This window comes from Marinobacter sp. MA (assembly GCF_048298425.1).
Lineage (GTDB): Bacteria > Pseudomonadota > Gammaproteobacteria > Pseudomonadales > Oleiphilaceae > Marinobacter > Marinobacter salsuginis.
The window spans coordinates 1,453,844-1,471,897 of sequence record NZ_CP103058.1 but is presented as its reverse complement, the minus strand read 5'-3'; the positions used below and the strand labels follow the sequence as shown (position 1 = coordinate 1,471,897).

Sequence of the window (18,054 nt, the reverse complement as noted above, 5' to 3'; positions counted from 1 at the left end):
CAGCCAGATTCGGGACCAATCGCGACAGGATCCCGCATCGTACGACTAAACTCTTCATCAGCTGCCGCTCTGTTCGAGTCGGCTTTTCCGAGCCAATCAGAGGATCCCATGGAAAAAACAAAGACCTTTCCGCTTCGCTATACCGCCTATGCACTCAGCATTGCCGGATTTTTTGTCTCGCTCGGGCTTGCCCTGGTCTTGGAGGAAGGTTATGTATTTCCGGTAATATTTGGCGCGTTCGCGGCCCTGGGTACCTACGACCTGATGCAACGAAAACACACGGTCAGCCGGAACTATCCGATCATGGCCAACTTTCGTTATCTGCTTGAATCCGTGGGCCCTGAAATCCGGCAGTATTTCATCCAGTCAGACACGGAAGAGCGTCCCTTTTCACGGGAACAGCGCACCATCGTCTATCAGCGCGCGAAGAATGTTCTGGACAAGCGCCCTTTCGGCTCACAGCTCGGGATGTACGATGAGGGTTTCGAGTGGATGAATCATTCCCTTGCACCCACCCGCCTCAGTAGTAGCGATTTCCGTATCCTGATCGGAAAAAACTGCGACAAGCCCTACAACGCAAGCGTGTTCAACATCTCTGCCATGAGCTTTGGCTCGCTGTCAGCCAACGCCATCCTCAGTCTCAATACCGGCGCCAGGATGGGAGGCTTCTATCACGATACCGGAGAGGGCTCCATTTCCCGCTACCACAAACAGCCCGGCGGTGACCTGGTCTGGGAGATCGGTTCGGGATACTTCGGCTGCCGTCACAAAGATGGTTCGTTTAACGAAGACATGTTTCGCGAGAATGCCTCATTTGATCAGGTCAAAATGATAGAGCTCAAACTATCCCAGGGCGCAAAGCCAGGTCATGGCGGAATTTTGCCCGGCGCCAAGGTAACGCCCGAGATCGCCGAAGCACGAGGCGTTTCGGTTGGCGAGGACTGCGTCTCCCCTGCCAGCCATTCGGCGTTCTCAACACCAACAGAAATGCTGGAATTCATTGACCGGCTGCGGGAGCTGTCCGAAGGCAAGCCCGTTGGCTTCAAGCTCGCTATCGGCCACCCGTGGGAATGGTTTGCCATCGTTAAAGCCATGCTGGAGACCGGGCGAAAACCGGATTTTATCGTGGTCGACGGCGGCGAAGGCGGCACCGGTGCGGCTCCCCTCGAGTTTATTAATCGGCTGGGAATGCCAATGACCGAAGCGCTCCTGCTGGTTCACAACACTCTGGTGGGTACCAATCTTCGCGAGGACATTGCCATTGGCGCCGCCGGCAAGATCACCTCGGCCTTCAACATTGCGCGAACCCTGGCGCTGGGGGCTGACTGGTGCAACGCCGCCAGGGGCTATATGTTTGCGCTGGGCTGCATACAGGCGCTCAATTGCCACACCGGGCGCTGCCCGAGCGGCGTAGCCACCCAGGACCCCCGACGCGGCATAAAGCTCGACGTAGAGCACAAGAGCCAAAGGGTATACAACTACCACAAGAATACGCTCGACGCGCTGCAGAACCTGCTGGAAGCCTCGGGGCTCAGGCACCCTTCCGAACTCGGCCCGGAGCACATCGTTCGGCGGGTATCCAAAACAGAGGTGCACTCTTACATGGATCTGTTTCCATTCCTCGAACCCGGGGCCCTGCTGGAGGGAAAAACCGGGCTGACGGTGTTCGACAAGTACTGGGAATTTGCCCGGCCAGACACCTTTGAACCACCCGAATTTATCCTGAAACTCCGGGAAACCAAGCTGCGCTAAAAAACGGGCATCAAAATCGCCATCGGATGTTTATTTTTTCCATGGGCTCGTGTAGACTTCGCTCCCGCTAAGCCACTGAGAATACTCTCAAGTTTTTCCAGTTGGCACAGAGCGAATCGGGGCGTAGCGCAGCTTGGTAGCGCACTTGCATGGGGTGCAAGGGGTCGTAGGTTCAAATCCTACCGTCCCGACCAGATTCCGACAAAAAGCCCGGGCCGAAAGGTCCGGGCTTTTTGCTTCAGGGCTTACCGGGAAACGAACTGGTGAACTCGATCTTTCCTCGGGCAAGCCGCAGCATGCCCTTGCGTTCAAACTCTTTCAGCAGGCGGCTAACCACTTCCCTGGCGGTTCCCAACTCCACGGCAAGTTCCTGATGAGTGATAGTCATCATTCCCTGTCCGACCCTGGCCTCAAGCCACTGAAACAGACGCTCATCCATACGCCTGAAAGCGACCTCTTCCACCAGTAACATCAGGTCATTCAAACGGCGTCCGTAGGATTCCATAATACCAAGCCTGAAATCGGCAGACTGGTCCATCAGCCGGTCAAACAGCCCCCTGGGCACCATAAACACTTCGGCATCCTCTTCAACCACTGCCTCTGCACGAAAGCCATCGCCTGTCATCAGACAACCGATAGACAGTGTGCAAATGTCATCAGCCCCCATCCGATAAAGCACGATGCTGTGACCGGACAGGCCGGTCATCTGGACCTTCACGGTTCCATTCAGCACCAGAGGAAGCCCCTGACAGGGATCCCCAGCCCGGAACAGAATCCTTCCATGCTCAAAATGAAGAGGCTGCAGGCTGCCAAGGACTTCTTTGCGAAGAGGCTCAGACAAGGTTTCAAGAATGCTATGTTGCACCATCGACTTTTCCATAGGTCATTAGATTAGCTCAGCCCGGCGGCCGGCCTTGTGTGACTTTATCACTGAACCGCCAGCGAGCAGGCGCTAAAGTCCGTTCTGTCATCGCATATCAAGCAAGGAGAAAGGATCATGAGCATCAATATGGGATCTGCGGACCGTATCATTCGCGCCATCGTCGGCATTGTACTGCTGGCTCTCGTATTTGTGGGCCCGCAAACACCCTGGGGCTGGATTGGCATTGTGCCTCTGGCAACCGCTTTGGTGGGCAACTGCCCTGCCTATTCGTTGCTGGGCATCAAAACCTGCAGGAAGCAGTAACCAAGCGGGCATAAAAAAACCGGGGCAGCCATGCTGTCCCGGTTTTTCTTCAGAGCCTGATGAACTCTATTTGACGGGCGCGTTCAGCACCTCGAGCACTTCCTCCAGCTCGGTAATCATTTGCCGGATCAGTTGCTTGTACTGGGACGTGTCGTCCTTTACCTCGTGGCTACTGAGTTTCTGCTTGGCGCCACCGATGGTGTAGCCCTGGTCGTAGAGCAGGCTCCGAATCTGGCGAATGGTAATAACATCCGCCCGCTGATAATACCGGCGGTTGCCCCGGCGCTTTACCGGCGACAGCTGGGGAAACTCCTGTTCCCAATAGCGAAGTACGTGCGCTTTTACAGCGCACAGCTCCGCCACCTCACCGATGGTGAAATAGCGCTTCCCCGGAATCGTGGGAAGTTCGTTGTTATGACTGGGTTCCAGCATACGCTTCTACTTTTTGCTTTAGTTTTTGTCCCGGGCGAAACGTAACGACACGCCGTGCACTGATGGGAATCTCTTCACCGGTTTTCGGGTTCCGTCCCGGCCGCTGCTTCTTGTCCCGAAGGTCGAAGTTACCGAAACCCGACAGCTTCACCTGTTCGTTATGGCTGAGAGCGCCTCTGATCTCATCGAAAAAAGCTTCTACCATTTCCTTGGCTTCGCGCTTGTTCAGGCCCAATTCCTCGTACAACCGCTCTGCCATTTCCGCTTTCGTCAAAGCCGCCATTTCTCAACTCCTCAGTGTTGCCCCCAGCTCTTCTTTCAATGCGTCGATCACACCGTTGAAGAGCGAATGCACTTCATCCTCGTTCAATGTACGTTCGGGATGCTGCCAGAACAGGCTCAGGGCCAGGCTCCGGTTACCTTCACCCAGACTCTCGCCCTCATAGACATCAAACGCACGCAACGCTGTCAGCTGCTCACCGGCATGCTTTCTGGCCACACGCTCTACATCGGCGAACGCTACCTCACTCCCGATAATAATAGCCAAATCCCGACGAACTTCCGGGAATTTTGAAATTTCTTTGAAATTAGGCACATATCCGGTAACGATTGAATTCAAGAATAGCTCAAACATCAGGATCGTGCCATTAAGTTCAAGATTTTTCTGAACTTGTGGATGCAGAGTACCCAGCCAGCCCACGTGCTCGCCATCGCGCATAAGTTCCGCGGTCTGTCCCGGATGCAACGCAGGGTGTTTGCTGCCGATAAACTGAATCTCTATACCCAGCAACCTGAACAGACTCTCCAGATCCCCTTTTACATCAAAGAAATCCGCTGTTCTGCGACCGTTTGCCCAGTTTTCAGGATACTGGCTACCAACCACGACACCGGCCAGCATCGGCTGCTGATCAATCCGCTCGCCCTCCCGCAGAAAGCGCAGACCGGTTTCGAATAGCCGGATGCGCGGCTGCTGACGATTCTGATTGTGGGCGACGGTTTTCAGCAGACCACTCCATAGGGTGGTTCGCATCACCGACAGATCCGAGGAAATCGGATTGGCCAGCGCAATGCCCTGACGATCAGGATCCACCAGCTGCTGAACTTTCGGATCGACAAAGCTGTAGGTCACTGCCTCCTGATACCCATGATCCACAAAGAAGTTGCGGATAGCAGATACCGGTCGAACAGCTTCCTGCTCCGGACGCAGACCGAGCGAGCCAGTTGGCTCGGTTACGGGCAGATTGTTATAGCCATAGATCCGCCCCACTTCTTCAATCAGATCTTCCTCAATGGAGATATCCGGGCGGAAGCTGGGCACACTCACCCGCCAGCCGTCTTTCAGGAGCTTTTCCACCCGAAGGCCCAGCCGGGTGAGAATTTCCTCAACGGTAGTACGGTCGATTTCCATACCCAGAACGTCGTTAAGCCGGCGAGCACGCAAGTCGACATGCCGATCCCCGGGGATATCCTCATCGCTGGCAACTTCAACAATTTCTCCAGGCTCACCGCCCACGATATCCATCAGCAAACGGGTTGCCCGTTCCATGGCCTCCCGCGCCAACTTGTAATCGACGCCCCGCTCGAACCGGTGCGATGCGTCTGTGTGCAGGCCATAGTGACGAGCCTTGCCTGCCAGCGTAATCGGATCGAAATAGGCGGCCTCCAGCACCAGATCCCGGGTTTTGGAACTGACACCGGAATGTTCTCCACCCATGACACCGGCAATGGCGATCGGTTTTTCGTGATCTGCAATTACCAGGGTGCCCTGGGTCAGTTCGACTTCCTGGCCATCCAGCAGAACCAGCTTTTCACCAATTCGCGCCATCCGGACAACGATCCCGCCCTCGATTTCATCACGGTCAAAGGCGTGCATGGGCTGACCAAGTTCCAGCATCACGTAATTGGTGACATCCACGGCGGCGTCAATTGAGCGAATCCCGGAACGGCGCAGCTTTTCCTGCATCCACAGGGGCGATTCCGCCTGCAGGTTCACGTTACGAAGAATCCGACCCAGATACCGTGGACAACCTGCTGGCGCTTCCACGCGGATATCAGGCACTTCAGAGTGCACCGATTCCACCGGCTCGATTTCGGGGCTGTCGACCAACATGCTGTTCAGAACACCCACTTCCCGGGCGATGCCCTTGATAGACAGGCAGTCGGCGCGGTTGGGCGTCAGGTCCACGTCAATGGTGACATCATTCAGCTTCAGGTAGTCCGCTACGTCCTGACCGACCGGTGCGTCCGCGGGGAGCTCCATCAGGCCATCGTGATTATCGGACAGCCCCAACTCCGACTCGGAACAGAGCATGCCCTCGGAGGGCTGGCCGCGAAGCTTGGCCTTCTTGATTTTGAAATCACCGGGCAGGACCGCACCAACCACTGCAAAAGGCACCTTCATGCCTTCACGGACATTGGGAGCGCCACAAACCACCTGCACTTCACAAGTGCCGTCACTGACCTGGCAGACCCGCAGTTTATCTGCGTCAGGATGTGGACCTACCGATTTGACCTCTCCAACGACTACGCCGTTGAATTGACCGGCCACCGGCTCGAAACCGTCCACCTCCAGACCGGCCATGGTGATCTGGTCCATTAATTCCTGGGTATCGATTTGCGGATTGACCCACTCGCGCAGCCACTGTTCACTGAATTTCATGGTTATTGCCTTGTCCTGATGCGGTTATGCCTGTTTGGTTGGATGCCCGTAATCTTGCCTGTTAACGGAACTGGCGCAGGAAGCGCAGATCGTTCTCGAAAAACATGCGCAGATCGTTGACGCCGTAACGAAGCATGGCCAGGCGCTCGACGCCCAGGCCAAATGCGAAGCCACGGTACTCCTCGGCATCGATTCCGCAATACTCAAACACCTTGGGGTGCACCATTCCGCAACCCATGACCTCAAGCCACTTGATGCTGCCGTCGGCTTCCCGCCCCCACTCGATGTCCACTTCTGCGGAAGGCTCCGTAAAGGGGAAATACGAGGGACGGAAGCGGACCTGAAGATCTCGCTCAAAGAACACTCGCAGGAACTCTTCGACTGTACTTTTGAGATCCGCAAAGCTGACGTTTTTCTCGACCAGCAAACCCTCCACCTGGTGAAACATGGGGGTGTGCGTCATATCCGAATCACAACGGTAAACCCGCCCGGGGCATATCATCCGGAACGGCGGCTTGCCCGCTTCCATGGTACGAATCTGTACCGGCGAGGTATGGGTTCTCAGCAGCGTACCCGGGTTGAAATAGAACGTATCGTGCATGGCACGGGCCGGGTGATGCCCCGGAATGTTGAGCGCTTCGAAGTTGTGGTAATCGTCTTCAATCTCGGGCCCCTGCTCGACGGTATAGCCGGCGCGGGCGAAGAAATGCTCAATCCTTTGCAGGGTGCGGGTAACCGGGTGCAACCCGCCAAGGTCCTGCCCACGGCCGGGCAAGGTCACATCGATGGACTCACTGGCTAGTTTCTGCTCGATGGCAGCACGCTCAAGGTCTGTTCGCCGGGCATCGATGGCGTCTTCAACCTGCCCCTTGGCTTCATTGATTTTCTGGCCGGCGGCAGGGCGCTCCTCGGCCGAGAGCTTGCCAAGAGTTTTCGCCTGCTGGGTAATCACACCCTTCTTGCCAAGATACTCAACACGAATTTGATCAAGTGCCTGCAGGCTGTCGGCGCTATCAACTGCTGCCAGACCGTCCTGAACCAGTTGCTCCAGGTTTTCCATTGACCCTGCTCCAAACCAGAAATGGAAGTGCTTAAAAACGTAACTTCAAAAACAAAAATAGGGGAAGAGCGTGCCCTTCCCCTATCAGGAGGCGCCGTCATGAAATCATGGGGCGCCCATATCGATCAGCAATCGATGAAAGAGCTAAGCGATCACAGGGACGCTTTGGCCTTCTCAACAACAGCGGCAAACGCCTGCTGCTCGTTCATGGCCAGATCGGCCAGAACCTTACGATCGATTTCAACGTTAGCCCTTTTCAGGCCAGCGATCAGACGGCTGTAAGACAGACCGTTAGCGCGGGCACCAGCATTGATACGGGCAATCCACAGAGCGCGGAAAGCACGCTTGCGGTTACGACGGTCACGGTACGCGTACTGACCGGCCTTGATAACCGCCTGCTTGGCTACACGGAATACCCGGCTACGAGCGCCGTAGTAACCTTTGGCCTGATTGAGAATCTTTTTGTGACGACGGCGTGCGACCACACCACGTTTTACACGAGCCATACTTTAATCCTTCTACCTGTACTTTCTAAGGAATGATTCTCGCGGCTGGATCAGCACGCGGTCATACGCTTGATAGATGCAACATCCGACTTGGCGATGAGCTTGGTGCCGCGCAGCTGACGCTTACGCTTCGGGCTCTTCTTGGTCAGGATGTGGCTGGTGAAGGACTGCTTGTGCTTGAAGCCGGTGGCGGTTTTCTTGAACCGCTTGGTGGCTCCGCTTTTGGTTTTCATCTTGGGCATTTTTTAAAACTCCGCATTCTATTTTTAAATAAACAATGATGTGCCCCTGAACGACAAATCCCCCGCATGCGCGGGGGACAAGCACCCGATCAGGTTCACTTCTTCTTGCGGGGCGCCACTACCATGGTCATCTGCCGGCCTTCCATTTTCGGCCGCATCTCTACCTGGGCAAGCTCTTCCACGTCGGATTCGATGCGCTGCATGAGCTGCATACCAATTTCCTGGTGTGCCATCTCACGGCCTCGGAAACGGATCGTGATTTTGCCGCGGTCCCCGTTTTCAAGGAAACGTATCAGGTTGCGTAGTTTGACCTGATAATCCCCTTCTTCAGTTCCGGGACGGAACTTAAGCTCTTTGACCTGCGTCTGCTTCTGTTTCTTCTTGGCAGCCGCCTTGGCTTTCTTCTCTTCGAAGATCTTCTTGCCGTAGTCCATTATCTTACAGACGATCGGATCGGAATCCGTAACCTGCACCAGATCAAGGGTAGCCTCTTCGGCCTGCTTTAGAGCTTCCTCAATTGGCACAATTCCGACCTGGTTGCCTTCGGCATCGATCAGGCGGACTTCAGTTGCGTCAATATTCTCATTGATAGGCGCTTTCGGAGTACGCCCACCCCGATTCGTTCGCTGTTTAATAATCAGATCTCCGTCTTGGTTCTGCCTTTGCGTTGAATTTCATCAGCCAACAGCTGTTCGAACGCTTCAAGCGATAAAGTTCCCAGATCTTCGCCCTTGCGGGTACGTACGGCAACCGCGTTATTCTCGATTTCCTTGTCACCTACGACGACAAGATAGGGAACCTTGTTAAGAGTATGCTCGCGGATTTTAAAGCCGATCTTCTCGTTTCTCAAGTCAGCATTAACCCTATACCCCAAAGAATCCCACTTTTTCGCCAGATTCTGACAATAATCACGCTGATTATCGGTAATATTGAGGATTGCCACCTGTGTCGGCGCGAGCCAGGTCGGGAATGCTCCTTCGTATTCCTCGATCAGGATCCCGATGAAACGCTCGAAGGAACCCAACACCGCCCGGTGCAGCATGACCGGAGTTTTCCGCTCCGAATTGTCAGCAACATACTGCGCTCCCAGACGACCCGGCATCGAGAAGTCTACCTGGATGGTGCCACACTGCCACACCCGTCCGATACAGTCTTTCAGGGAGAACTCGATCTTGGGCCCGTAAAAGGCCCCTTCGCCCGGCAGCAGTTCCCAGTCTACGCCCTCACGATTCAGCGCCTCTTCCAGGGCGGCTTCCGCCTTGTCCCAGACTTCATCGGAGCCAACCCGCTTTTCCGGACGGGTTGAGAGCTTGTAAAGGATTTCAGTGAACCCGAAATCCGTGTAGATTTCGTGCAGCATTTCAATAAATGCCGACACTTCCTGCTGGATAGCGTCTTCTTCACAGAAAATGTGCGCATCGTCCTGGGTAAAGCCCCGAACCCGCATGAGTCCATGCAACGCTCCGGAAGCCTCGTTCCGATGGCAGGAACCGAATTCTGCCAGCCTCAGCGGAAGGTCCTTGTAGCTTTTCAGCCCCTGGTTGAAGACCTGAACGTGGCACGGACAGTTCATGGGCTTGATTGCGTAGTCGTGTTTTTCCGACTCGGTGGTGAACATGTCGTCCTTGAACTTGTCCCAGTGCCCTGACTTCTCCCACAGGGTTCGCGACACCACCTGTGGCGTCTTGATTTCCTTGTAGCCATGCTCCTGCTGCTTGCGGCGCATGTATTGTTCGACTTCCTGGTAGAGCGACCAGCCATCGGGATGCCAGAACACCATGCCCGGCGCCTCTTCCTGCATATGGAACAGGCCAAGCTTCTTGCCAACCTTGCGGTGATCTCGCTTCTCTGCTTCTTCCAGACGGTGCAGGTAGGCCTTCAGATCTTTCTTGTTGCCCCAGGCGGTTCCGTAAACGCGCTGAAGCTGCTCATTACTGATGTCGCCCCGCCAGTAGGCGCCGGCCACCTTGGTCAGTTTGAAGGCTTTCAGTTTGCCGGTGCTTGGCACGTGGGGACCGCGGCACAGGTCGATAAAGTCGCCCTGACTGTAGAACGAAAGGTCTTCGTCGCCCGGAATGTCCTGGATGATACGGACCTTGTACTCTTCGCCCATATCTTCAAAGAGCTTGATCGCCTCATCACGGGACATGATGGAGCGCGAAACCGGAAGGTCCTGCTTGGCGAGCTCTTCCATACGCTTCTCGATCCGCGCCAGGTCCTCATTGGTGAACGGGCGGTCGTACTTGAAGTCGTAGTAGAAGCCGTTGTCGATCACCGGGCCGATGGTAACCTGGGCTCCTGGAAACAGTTCCTGGACAGCCATGGCCATCAAGTGCGCCGTGGAATGGCGAATGATATCAACGCCCTCCTCGTCACGTTCTGTGACAATGGCGAGGTCGGCATCATTCTCGATGCGATAGCTGGTGTCCACGAGCTGACCATCCACCTTTCCGGCAAGGGCGGCTTTGGCAAGGCCAGCGCCAATATCGGCGGCAACGTCATGAACGGTTACGGGTTCGGCAAAACTGCGATGGCTGCCATCGGGCAGGGTTACGACGGGCATGAAAAGCTCCTGTTGGTTACTCAGCGGTGATCTATACCAGAGACCACATGGTGACGGCGCGACGCGATACAAACCGCGGGCCGATTCGAGGCGAAGTCTAACAGAAAAAAACTTGGCAGGTTAATGCCGGGTTTCTCGCATCCAGGGCTCTGTCAGGCCGCCTGGCCGGCTGCCTCTTCGCGGGCCCGTCGCCGGAGCTGGCCATAGGCCAGAAGACCCAGAAGCGCCAGGGCCGGAATGAACATCAGCTCCTTCGGCGGTCGCGAAAGCTGAACCTGCACGGCATCGATGGTCCAGCCAAACTGGATGCCGACCTCTTCCGCCGGGCTGCCAAACCCGACAAAGTCCACCGCCATTTTGTCGCCGTCAGGGCTCAGCTCCAGGCCGGCCTCCATCAGTCGCTGCTCAGGTGTCTCGCCTGCGGGAATCGGCAGCCGCACATAGGTGCTCACCTCATCGCCATCGATATTCATGCCAGATGCCTTGAGGATGATCGGCTGGCCCGCCGGAACCTCTTCGACATACTCCATGACCTGTGCACCCGGCTGGTCTTCAGTCGGCGGGTAAACCATGTCCCACCAGAAACCTGGACGGAACATAGTGAAGGTGATGAGCAGCAGCAACACTGTTTCCCATTTATAGCTCTTGGTAAACCAGTAGCCCTGGGTAGCGGCCGAGAATACCAGCATGGCCGTGACCGCACTGAAGATGGTCACCAGCAGGTCAAACCACCCCGTCAGGCCGATCAGCAACAACTGGGTGTTGAAGATAAACATGAACGGCAGGATTGCGGTTCGAATATCGTAGGTAAAACCTTGCACACCGGTCCGTATCGGGTCGGCACCCGAAATGGCCGCCGCCGCGTAGGCGGCAAGACCCACCGGTGGCGTATCATCCGCGAGGATGCCGAAGTAGAACACGAACAGGTGCACCGCAATCAGCGGTACGATCAGCCCGTTCTGGGCACCAAGGGTGACAATCACCGGCGCCATCAGAGTGGAGACAACAATGTAGTTCGCGGTAGTTGGCAGCCCCATTCCGAGAATCAGACTGATAATGGCGGTGAAAATGAGCATGAGCAGCAGATTGCCGCCAGACAGGAACTCCACGAAGGCCGTCATTACGAGGCCAATACCCGTCAGGGTGACGGTGCCCACCACAATCCCTGCGGTGGCGGTCGCCACGCCAATACCGACCATGTTGCGAGCGCCGGTGGCCAGCGAATGGGCCAGATCGAAAAAGCCGTCTTTGGTCAGGCGGGCGAAGTCGCCACGCTTGCGGAAAAAGGCTTTCAGCGGCCGCTGGGTGATCACAATGAAGATCATGAACACGGTAGCCCAGAACGCGGAAAGCTGGGGTGAAAAGCGCTCAACAGTCAGGCACCACACCAGGACCACCACCGGCAGCAGGAAATACAGGCCGGTTTTCACGGTTGGCCCGACCGGAGGCAGCTCGCCCATGTCCTTGTTCGGGTCGTCCTCTTCCAGCTCAGGGAAACGCGTCGCGTAACCTACCAGGGCGACATAGACGGCTACCAGCAGCGGCGCCAGCACCCAGATGGCTGCCTCGCCGAGCAATGTCTTCATCCAGCCTATGCCGTAGTACACAACCAGAGTGAGTATGATCAGGCCCAGCAGCATCACCACCCAGTTCAGCATCCGCTGCGCCATGGTGGGCTTGTTCAACCGCTCGATGCCCTGCATGTTCAGCTTGCAAGCTTCGAGGTGCACGATGTAGATGAGGGCGACGTAGGAAATCATCGCCGGCAGGATCGCGTGCTTGATGACCTCAAGGTAAGAGATACCCACATACTCAACCATCAGGAACGCGGCTGCGCCCATGATGGGCGGCGTCAGCTGACCGTTCGTTGAAGCAGCCACTTCGACGGCGCCAGCCTTGGTGGCTGGAAAACCCACCCGCTTCATCAACGGAATGGTGAAGGTCCCGGTAGTCACCACATTGGCGATGGAGGAACCAGAGATCACACCACTCAGGCCACTGGACACAACCGCAGCCTTGGCCGGGCCGCCCCGCATGTGACCAAGCATGGCGTAGGCCACCTTGATGAAATAGTTGCCGGCACCGGCCCTCTCCAGCAGTGCGCCGAACAGAACAAACAGAAAGACAAAACTGGTGGACACCCCGAGCGCCACACCAAACACGCCTTCCGTACCCAGCCATTGATGGGAAGCCAGCTTGCTAAGACTGACGCCCTTGTGGGCAATCACATCCGGCATGTAGGGGCCGGCAATAGAGTAGGTTATGAATACCGCGGCCACGATGGTCAATGGCAGACCAAGTGAACGCCGGGTAGCTTCCAGCAGCAGCACCAGACCGATCAGCGCAACCCAAAGATCCTGGGTGATCGGCGCACCGGGACGCGTCGAAAGCTCTTCATAAAAAACGTATAGATAAGAGGCACAAAACGCCGCCACAACGGCGAGGATCCAGTCGTAAATCGGGACCGCGTTGACATGACGACCGCGGATCATCGGAAAAGACGCGAAGGCCAGGAAAACGGCGAACGCCAGGTGAATCGAACGGGCTTCCGTCGAATTGAAAATGCCGAAATCCAGAATAAACGGGAGCGGTGACGCAATCCAGAGCTGGAACAGCGACCACACAAGGGGAACGATGAACAGAATAACGGCCGCGTAACCGGTCGCCGCCCTGCCCCCGGTTTCGGTTTGAAGGATTTCTTCTACATTGCCGCCGCCAGCGCTACCTCCGTTCGACGGATCGCTCGTTGCCATAAGTTCTTCCTGTAGCGTGAAAGGTTGTTCTCTGGAGGGAAACCCGGCGGGCCTGGGCCCGCCGGTCCGGTTTCAGGTCAGATCAGTCGATCAGACCGGCTTCCTTGTAGTACTTGGCAGCACCCGGGTGCAGCGGCGCACTCAGGGCATCAGAGACCATCTCTTCCTTGTTCAGATTGGCGAAGGCAGGGTGCAGACGCTTGAAGCTGTCGAAGTTTTCGAACACCGCCTTGACCACGGCATAAACCACATCTTCCGGTACATCGGTGGAAGAAACAAAGGTTGCCGCCACACCGAAGGTAGTGGTGTCTTCGTCAGAGCCACGGTACATACCACCCGGGATGACCGCTTTGCGGTAATACGGATTCTCTTCGATCAGTGTCTGGGTCGCCTCGTTATCAACGTTGACAATCACGCTGTCACAGGAAGTAGTGGCTTCCTTGATGGCGCCTGAGGGGTGCCCGACGGTGTAGAAGAAAGCGTCGATGTTGCCGTCGCACAGGGCCTGTGACTGCTCGGCGGCCTTGATCTCAGCGGCGAGGGCAAACTTGTCCATGCCCCAACCCATTTCTTCCATCAGAACCTCGGCAGTGGCCCGCTGGCCAGAACCCGGGTTACCAACGGAAACCCGCTTGCCTTCCAGGTCTTCAAAGGTCTTGATGCCTGAACCCTTGCTGGCAACAACGGTGAACGGCTCTGGATGCAGGGAAAATACCGCGCGAAGGTCCTTGTTGGCGCCATCGTCCTTGAATTGGCTGGTGCCGTTGTAGGCATGATATTGCCAATCGGACTGGGCCACGGCCAGATCGAGCTCGCCCTGGCGGATAGCGTTCAGGTTGTAGACGGAGCCACCGGTGCTCTCAACGGAGCAGCGGATACCATGTTCTTTACGGTCCATGTTCACGAGACGACAGATCGCACCGCCGGCCGGATAATAAACACCGGTTACACCACCCGTGCCGATAGTCACAAAGCGCTGCTCCTGCGCGGAAACGGAGGTGGAAGCAGCACCCAGGCTGACTGCGGCAGCGACAGCAAATGCGGAGGCTTTCAGTTTCAGTGTCATGTGAGTTCTTCCTTTTTTCTGTTCATTGTAATGAAGCGCCCGCCTCGTGGGCGGGCAAATGGTACGAACACCGTAAAACATAGACCACTTCACACCATAAATAAAGTATGGATTAGCTCGCTAAACGGTTGAGCAGACAACAAAAAAGCCCGCGATGCGGGCTTTTTTGCAGATAATTGCGAAGGTTATTTCGCAGCTCGGGCCTTGGCGAGCATCTGGTCCGGCCGTAGCAGGAACCGGGCCAGAGCCGGCAACAGCCAGATGGCTCCCACCATATTCCACAGGAACATGAAGAACAGCAGGAAGCCCATGTCGGCCTGAAACTTGATCGGCGAGAAGATCCAGGTGACAACACCCAGGCCCAGCGTCACGCCGGTAAACATCACCGCCTTACCCGTGGAGCGCAGCGTCTCGTAGTAGGCCTCCTGGAGTGTTTTGCCCTCAAGCAGGTATTTCTCCAGCTTGCTGTAGATGTAGATGCCGTAGTCGACACCTATACCAACACCCAGGGCAATAACCGGCAGGGTTGCCACTTTGATACCAATGCCGGACACCGCCATGATCGCCTCGCAGAGGATCGACGTCAGTCCCAGAGGTATCACGATACACAGTACCGCGCGGACCGAACGGAAGGTCACGAAGCACAGCAAACTCACCACGCTGTAGACGAGAATCAGCATCTTGTCCTTGGCGCCGGAGATAACCTCATTGGTCGCAGCCTCGACACCGGCATTACCGGCCGCCAGCAGGAACCTGTGCTCCTCGTTGCTGTTCTTCTCGGCAAACTGTTCGACGCGCTCAACGACGGTTTCCAGGGTCTCTGCCTTGTGATCCTCAAGGAACACCAGCACCGGGGTCAGACTACAGTCGGTATTGATCAGACCGGCAGGCGCTTCGCGAATGGAAGCATTGATGATGGTCTGGTTGCGGGAGATCTCGTACCACTTCCAGTTACCTTCGTTCAGAGCCTTGGTGACCATCTTGGAAACATCTGCGAGGGATGCCGAGGACTGCACGCCCGGCGTGTTCTGAAGCTCCCATTGCAGGGTGTCCATGGCCCGCAGCACATTGTACTGGGTGCACTGCTCTTCCGGCGTTTTAACCATCACCACCAAGACATCCGCACTGGTGGAATAGTTATCGATGATGTAGGCGTTATCCTTGTTGTACCGGGAATCCGCACGGAGCTCCGGCGCACCCTGGTCAAGGTCACCGATTTTGAGATCCTGCTTGTAGTAGAGACCCAGGCCAAGACCAATGACAGCAATCAGCAGGGAGATAGGCGCCACGCCCGGATGCGAGAAGTAAGACATCGCGCGCCACTTTCGATCCTGCTTTTCACCGTGGTTCTGTACGTGGCGGATACCGCCCTTGGAGATACCAACGTAGGACATGATCAACACATGCAGAACCAGGTTGGTGAGGATGACATACGCCACACCAATACCCGCGGCAATCGCAAGGTCCCGGATAACGTCGATCTCGATAAAGAACAGGGTCAGGAAGCCAAAGGCGTCCGAGATCAGTGCCAACATGCCAGGTATGTAAAGGGCCCGGAAAGCCAGACGCGCGGCAGTCACCGCGTCGAAGCCCTTGGCAGCTTCAACGGCCATGGCGTTGACAATCTGAACACCGTGACTGATACCGATCGCGAACACGAGGAAGGGCACCAGAACGGAGTAAGGGTCAAGACCGTACCCCAGCAACCGAAGGGTCCCCAACTGCAGGAAAACGGCAATAATCGAGGTAAAGACCGGAACCAGGGTCCCGGCAATGGCCCGGGAGTACCAGAACAACAAAAGCGTGGTCAGCAGGATGGTAATGCCGGCGAACCATGCAATGGATCCGATACCTTCAATCAGATCACCAACCTTCTTGGCAAAACCGACAATATGAATCTCGATGTTCGGGTTCTGCTCTTCGTACTTTTCCCGGATTTTTTCCTCGAGCTGACGGGAAAATTCGCCGTAATCCAGGGCCTCACCGGTTTCCGGATTTTTCTCGTACAGCGGCGCATAAACGATCGTTGACTTGAAGTTGTCGGAAATCAGGCGACCAACTTCGTTTGAACGCAGAACGTTCTGACGGAGCTGCTCAAGGCTGTCCCGGGAGCCGTCGTAACCGTCCGGTATAACCGTGCCGCCCTGGAAACCCTGTTCGGTAACCTCCACCCAGCGCACGTTCGACGTCCACAGGGATTTGAGACCGGAACGATCCACACCATTGAGGTAGAAGACCTCATCAGTAATCTGCTTCAGGGTCTCCATGTACTCCTGGGTGAAAATATCGCCCTCTTTTGCCTCGACGGCGATACGGACAAAGTTACCCAGGTTTTCCAGGTCATCCCGGTGCTCGAGCATGTTCACGATATAGGGATGCTCGAGAGGAATCATCCTCTCGAAACTGGCATCAGGCTGGATCTTGACGGCGTTGTAACCAAGAAACAGCGTCAATACGGCAAAAAAGATAAGAATGATCGGCCGGTTATTGAAGAGCAGCCTTTCGAGAAAGGGTTCCGCCTTGGGCGTGGTCAGGTAGTGCTCGCCCTTGTCATGCTTAGGGTTGGACATTCAAAAGCCCCTCTATTGTTCGTTCGGTTGTTGCCACATCAGGGCGTTATTGAAGGTTTCTTCCACGGGCGTCTGTAATTTTCGCGCCACCTTCGCCGACAATCAGCAGGTCTGTTCCTGAAATAGGCACGGCACTCATGACGCCCTCCCGATCACTGCGGAAATGCTCTCGAAAGGTTTCTGCGCCATTGGTACTCATCAGCACCGCGCCACCGTTACCCACGAGGGTAATGCGGCCATCTTCAGCAACGACGCCGCTGTTGAGGGTCGCCCCGGCAGAATTCGGGACCATCCGCCAGCTCTTGCCCAGATCGGAAGAGAACAGCATGTTGCCCCGGAGGCCAAACGCGAGAATCTCGTTCACCTGACCTGTGCCAATAACACCGAACAGGGAGCCTTCATAGGGTGCCTCGCGGCGCTCAAAGGTCTCACCACCGTCCACAGAGACGTGTATCTGACCGGCCTCGCCAACAACCACAAGGGCTCCACCCGTAATCCGGGTAATGCCATTCAGGTGGAAGTTCTGCCGGTTATCAATTCTTGGCGCCCAGTCTTTCCAGGTTTCACCGCCGTCCATCGTACGCAGGAACATGCCGTAGGCTCCCACCACAAAACCGCGGTTCTCGTTTTCGAACCAGACGTCCAGCAGCGGGTTGACCGGACCGATATCCATGTCCGCCTGAATGTTCTCAAGGGCAAAGTAAAGATCGTCCAGTGCCCACTCGAGGTCTTCTTTTTCTTCCTCAGGCGCTTCTTCGATGCGCTCCTGCATGGCAACAATCTGTTCTTCGCGGCTCTCGATGGCCAGCTCCATGGCCCGGATCCCGTCGATCTGAAGGCTCCAGGTGGCTCCGGCGTCAGTGGTTTTGAGAACCACGCCACTGTGCCCCACTGCCCAGCCATGGGTGTCGGTACCGAAATCAATCGCTGTAAGGGTCACAGAAACAGGAACTTCACCCTGAACCCAGGTTTTCCCCTCGTCATCCGAGTAGATGATATGCCCGCGTTCTCCGACGGCCACAATACGATCACCAACCCGGGTCGCATCGGTGAGAAGATTCTCCGGGGCCAGATCCGTTAGCCGGGCCGGGGTTTCGATGATATCTGCAAGCGCAAACGCTGCAGGGGCAGACCAGACCATGGAAAGTCCAAGGCAGGCAGCGCCCAGAGTCTTGCACATCAACCTTTTAGCCATTCAGATTGCCTATTATGTTGTATTGAACTGTGTCTCTGACCGGCAAAGCCGGGAATAACTGTAAACATAC

15 protein-coding genes and 1 tRNA gene are annotated in these 18,054 nt (G+C 56.0%); 3 read left to right on the top strand and 13 right to left on the bottom strand.

Annotation, left to right across the window (positions count from 1 at the left end):
• Nucleotides 1–108 precede the first annotated feature (108 nt).
• Complete coding sequence (locus NUW46_RS06905) at nt 109–1,752, top strand: FMN-binding glutamate synthase family protein (RefSeq protein ID WP_418141741.1); 1,644 nt, start codon at nt 109–111, stop codon at nt 1,750–1,752.
• Between the two features lie 117 nt (nt 1,753–1,869).
• Nucleotides 1,870–1,946: transfer RNA gene (locus NUW46_RS06900), tRNA-Pro, on the top strand.
• 44 nt (nt 1,947–1,990) lie between these two features.
• On the opposite strand, the gene NUW46_RS06895 is transcribed toward NUW46_RS06900, so the two are convergent.
• Nucleotides 1,991–2,620: a Crp/Fnr family transcriptional regulator gene (locus NUW46_RS06895; RefSeq protein WP_418141740.1), complete on the bottom strand. Its 630-nt coding sequence runs from the start codon at nt 2,618–2,620 to the stop codon at nt 1,991–1,993.
• A 129-nt stretch (nt 2,621–2,749) separates the two neighbouring features.
• Between NUW46_RS06895 and NUW46_RS06890 the strand changes: the two genes are divergently transcribed.
• Complete coding sequence (locus NUW46_RS06890) at nt 2,750–2,938, top strand: YgaP family membrane protein (protein ID WP_008170476.1); 189 nt, start codon at nt 2,750–2,752, stop codon at nt 2,936–2,938.
• A gap of 66 nt (nt 2,939–3,004) precedes the next feature.
• Here NUW46_RS06890 and NUW46_RS06885 read toward each other — a convergent pair whose 3' ends face one another.
• The 12 genes from NUW46_RS06885 to NUW46_RS06830 form a co-directional block, all read right to left on the bottom strand.
• Nucleotides 3,005–3,370: a MerR family transcriptional regulator gene (locus NUW46_RS06885; RefSeq protein ID WP_008170477.1), complete on the bottom strand. Its 366-nt coding sequence runs from the start codon at nt 3,368–3,370 to the stop codon at nt 3,005–3,007.
• Nucleotides 3,351–3,653, bottom strand: a complete 303-nt coding sequence (gene ihfA, locus NUW46_RS06880; RefSeq protein ID WP_007151838.1) for an integration host factor subunit alpha — start codon at nt 3,651–3,653, stop codon at nt 3,351–3,353. Before ihfA ends, NUW46_RS06885 begins: the two co-directional genes overlap by 20 nt.
• Before the next feature lie 3 nt (nt 3,654–3,656).
• On the bottom strand, nt 3,657–6,029 hold the full coding sequence (pheT, locus tag NUW46_RS06875) for a phenylalanine--tRNA ligase subunit beta (protein ID WP_418141739.1): 2,373 nt from the start codon (nt 6,027–6,029) through the stop codon (nt 3,657–3,659).
• 61 nt (nt 6,030–6,090) lie between these two features.
• A complete protein-coding gene (gene pheS / locus NUW46_RS06870; RefSeq protein ID WP_418141738.1) occupies nt 6,091–7,089 on the bottom strand; it encodes a phenylalanine--tRNA ligase subunit alpha in 999 nt (332 codons plus the stop codon).
• A gap of 152 nt (nt 7,090–7,241) precedes the next feature.
• A complete protein-coding gene (gene rplT / locus NUW46_RS06865) occupies nt 7,242–7,595 on the bottom strand; it encodes a 50S ribosomal protein L20 (protein ID WP_418141737.1) in 354 nt (117 codons plus the stop codon).
• 50 nt (nt 7,596–7,645) lie between these two features.
• Entirely contained in the window at nt 7,646–7,837 is a 192-nt protein-coding gene (rpmI, locus tag NUW46_RS06860; protein ID WP_007151842.1) for a 50S ribosomal protein L35, read from the bottom strand.
• A gap of 95 nt (nt 7,838–7,932) precedes the next feature.
• The gene (infC, locus tag NUW46_RS06855; RefSeq protein ID WP_083231826.1) at nt 7,933–8,478 is read right to left on the bottom strand and encodes a translation initiation factor IF-3; all 546 of its coding nucleotides are present in this window, start codon (nt 8,476–8,478) and stop codon (nt 7,933–7,935) included.
• On the bottom strand, nt 8,475–10,400 hold the full coding sequence (gene thrS, locus NUW46_RS06850; protein WP_418141736.1) for a threonine--tRNA ligase: 1,926 nt from the start codon (nt 10,398–10,400) through the stop codon (nt 8,475–8,477). The genes infC and thrS overlap by 4 nt, the downstream gene beginning before the upstream one ends.
• Nucleotides 10,401–10,552: 152 nt before the next feature.
• Nucleotides 10,553–13,153, bottom strand: a complete 2,601-nt coding sequence (locus NUW46_RS06845) for a TRAP transporter permease (RefSeq protein ID WP_209398297.1) — start codon at nt 13,151–13,153, stop codon at nt 10,553–10,555.
• 82 nt (nt 13,154–13,235) lie between these two features.
• Entirely contained in the window at nt 13,236–14,219 is a 984-nt protein-coding gene (locus NUW46_RS06840) for a TAXI family TRAP transporter solute-binding subunit (protein ID WP_069183852.1), read from the bottom strand.
• 185 nt (nt 14,220–14,404) lie between these two features.
• A complete protein-coding gene (locus NUW46_RS06835) occupies nt 14,405–16,789 on the bottom strand; it encodes an efflux RND transporter permease subunit (RefSeq protein ID WP_209398298.1) in 2,385 nt (794 codons plus the stop codon).
• Nucleotides 16,790–16,835: 46 nt separating this feature from the next.
• Nucleotides 16,836–17,984 (bottom strand): WD40/YVTN/BNR-like repeat-containing protein, encoded by a 1,149-nt coding sequence (locus NUW46_RS06830; RefSeq protein WP_227514533.1) that lies wholly within the window; start codon nt 17,982–17,984, stop codon nt 16,836–16,838.
• Between the last annotated feature and the right edge of the window lie 70 nt (nt 17,985–18,054).

What these genes read in the sequence shown, in the direction of transcription:
- NUW46_RS06905 (WP_418141741.1), top strand. Translation starts at nt 109, where the DNA reads ATGGAAAAAACAAAGACCTTTCCGCTTCGCTATACCGCCTATGCACTC.
- NUW46_RS06895 (WP_418141740.1), bottom strand. Translation starts at nt 2,620, where the DNA reads ATGGTGCAACATAGCATTCTTGAAACCTTGTCTGAGCCTCTTCGCAAA.
- NUW46_RS06890 (WP_008170476.1), top strand. Translation starts at nt 2,750, where the DNA reads ATGAGCATCAATATGGGATCTGCGGACCGTATCATTCGCGCCATCGTC.
- NUW46_RS06885 (WP_008170477.1), bottom strand. Translation starts at nt 3,370, where the DNA reads ATGCTGGAACCCAGTCATAACAACGAACTTCCCACGATTCCGGGGAAG.
- ihfA (WP_007151838.1), bottom strand. Translation starts at nt 3,653, where the DNA reads ATGGCGGCTTTGACGAAAGCGGAAATGGCAGAGCGGTTGTACGAGGAA.
- pheT (WP_418141739.1), bottom strand. Translation starts at nt 6,029, where the DNA reads ATGAAATTCAGTGAACAGTGGCTGCGCGAGTGGGTCAATCCGCAAATC.
- pheS (WP_418141738.1), bottom strand. Translation starts at nt 7,089, where the DNA reads ATGGAAAACCTGGAGCAACTGGTTCAGGACGGTCTGGCAGCAGTTGAT.
- rplT (WP_418141737.1), bottom strand. Translation starts at nt 7,595, where the DNA reads ATGGCTCGTGTAAAACGTGGTGTGGTCGCACGCCGTCGTCACAAAAAG.
- rpmI (WP_007151842.1), bottom strand. Translation starts at nt 7,837, where the DNA reads ATGCCCAAGATGAAAACCAAAAGCGGAGCCACCAAGCGGTTCAAGAAA.
- thrS (WP_418141736.1), bottom strand. Translation starts at nt 10,400, where the DNA reads ATGCCCGTCGTAACCCTGCCCGATGGCAGCCATCGCAGTTTTGCCGAA.
- NUW46_RS06845 (WP_209398297.1), bottom strand. Translation starts at nt 13,153, where the DNA reads ATGGCAACGAGCGATCCGTCGAACGGAGGTAGCGCTGGCGGCGGCAAT.
- NUW46_RS06840 (WP_069183852.1), bottom strand. Translation starts at nt 14,219, where the DNA reads ATGACACTGAAACTGAAAGCCTCCGCATTTGCTGTCGCTGCCGCAGTC.
- NUW46_RS06835 (WP_209398298.1), bottom strand. Translation starts at nt 16,789, where the DNA reads ATGTCCAACCCTAAGCATGACAAGGGCGAGCACTACCTGACCACGCCC.
- NUW46_RS06830 (WP_227514533.1), bottom strand. Translation starts at nt 17,984, where the DNA reads ATGGCTAAAAGGTTGATGTGCAAGACTCTGGGCGCTGCCTGCCTTGGA.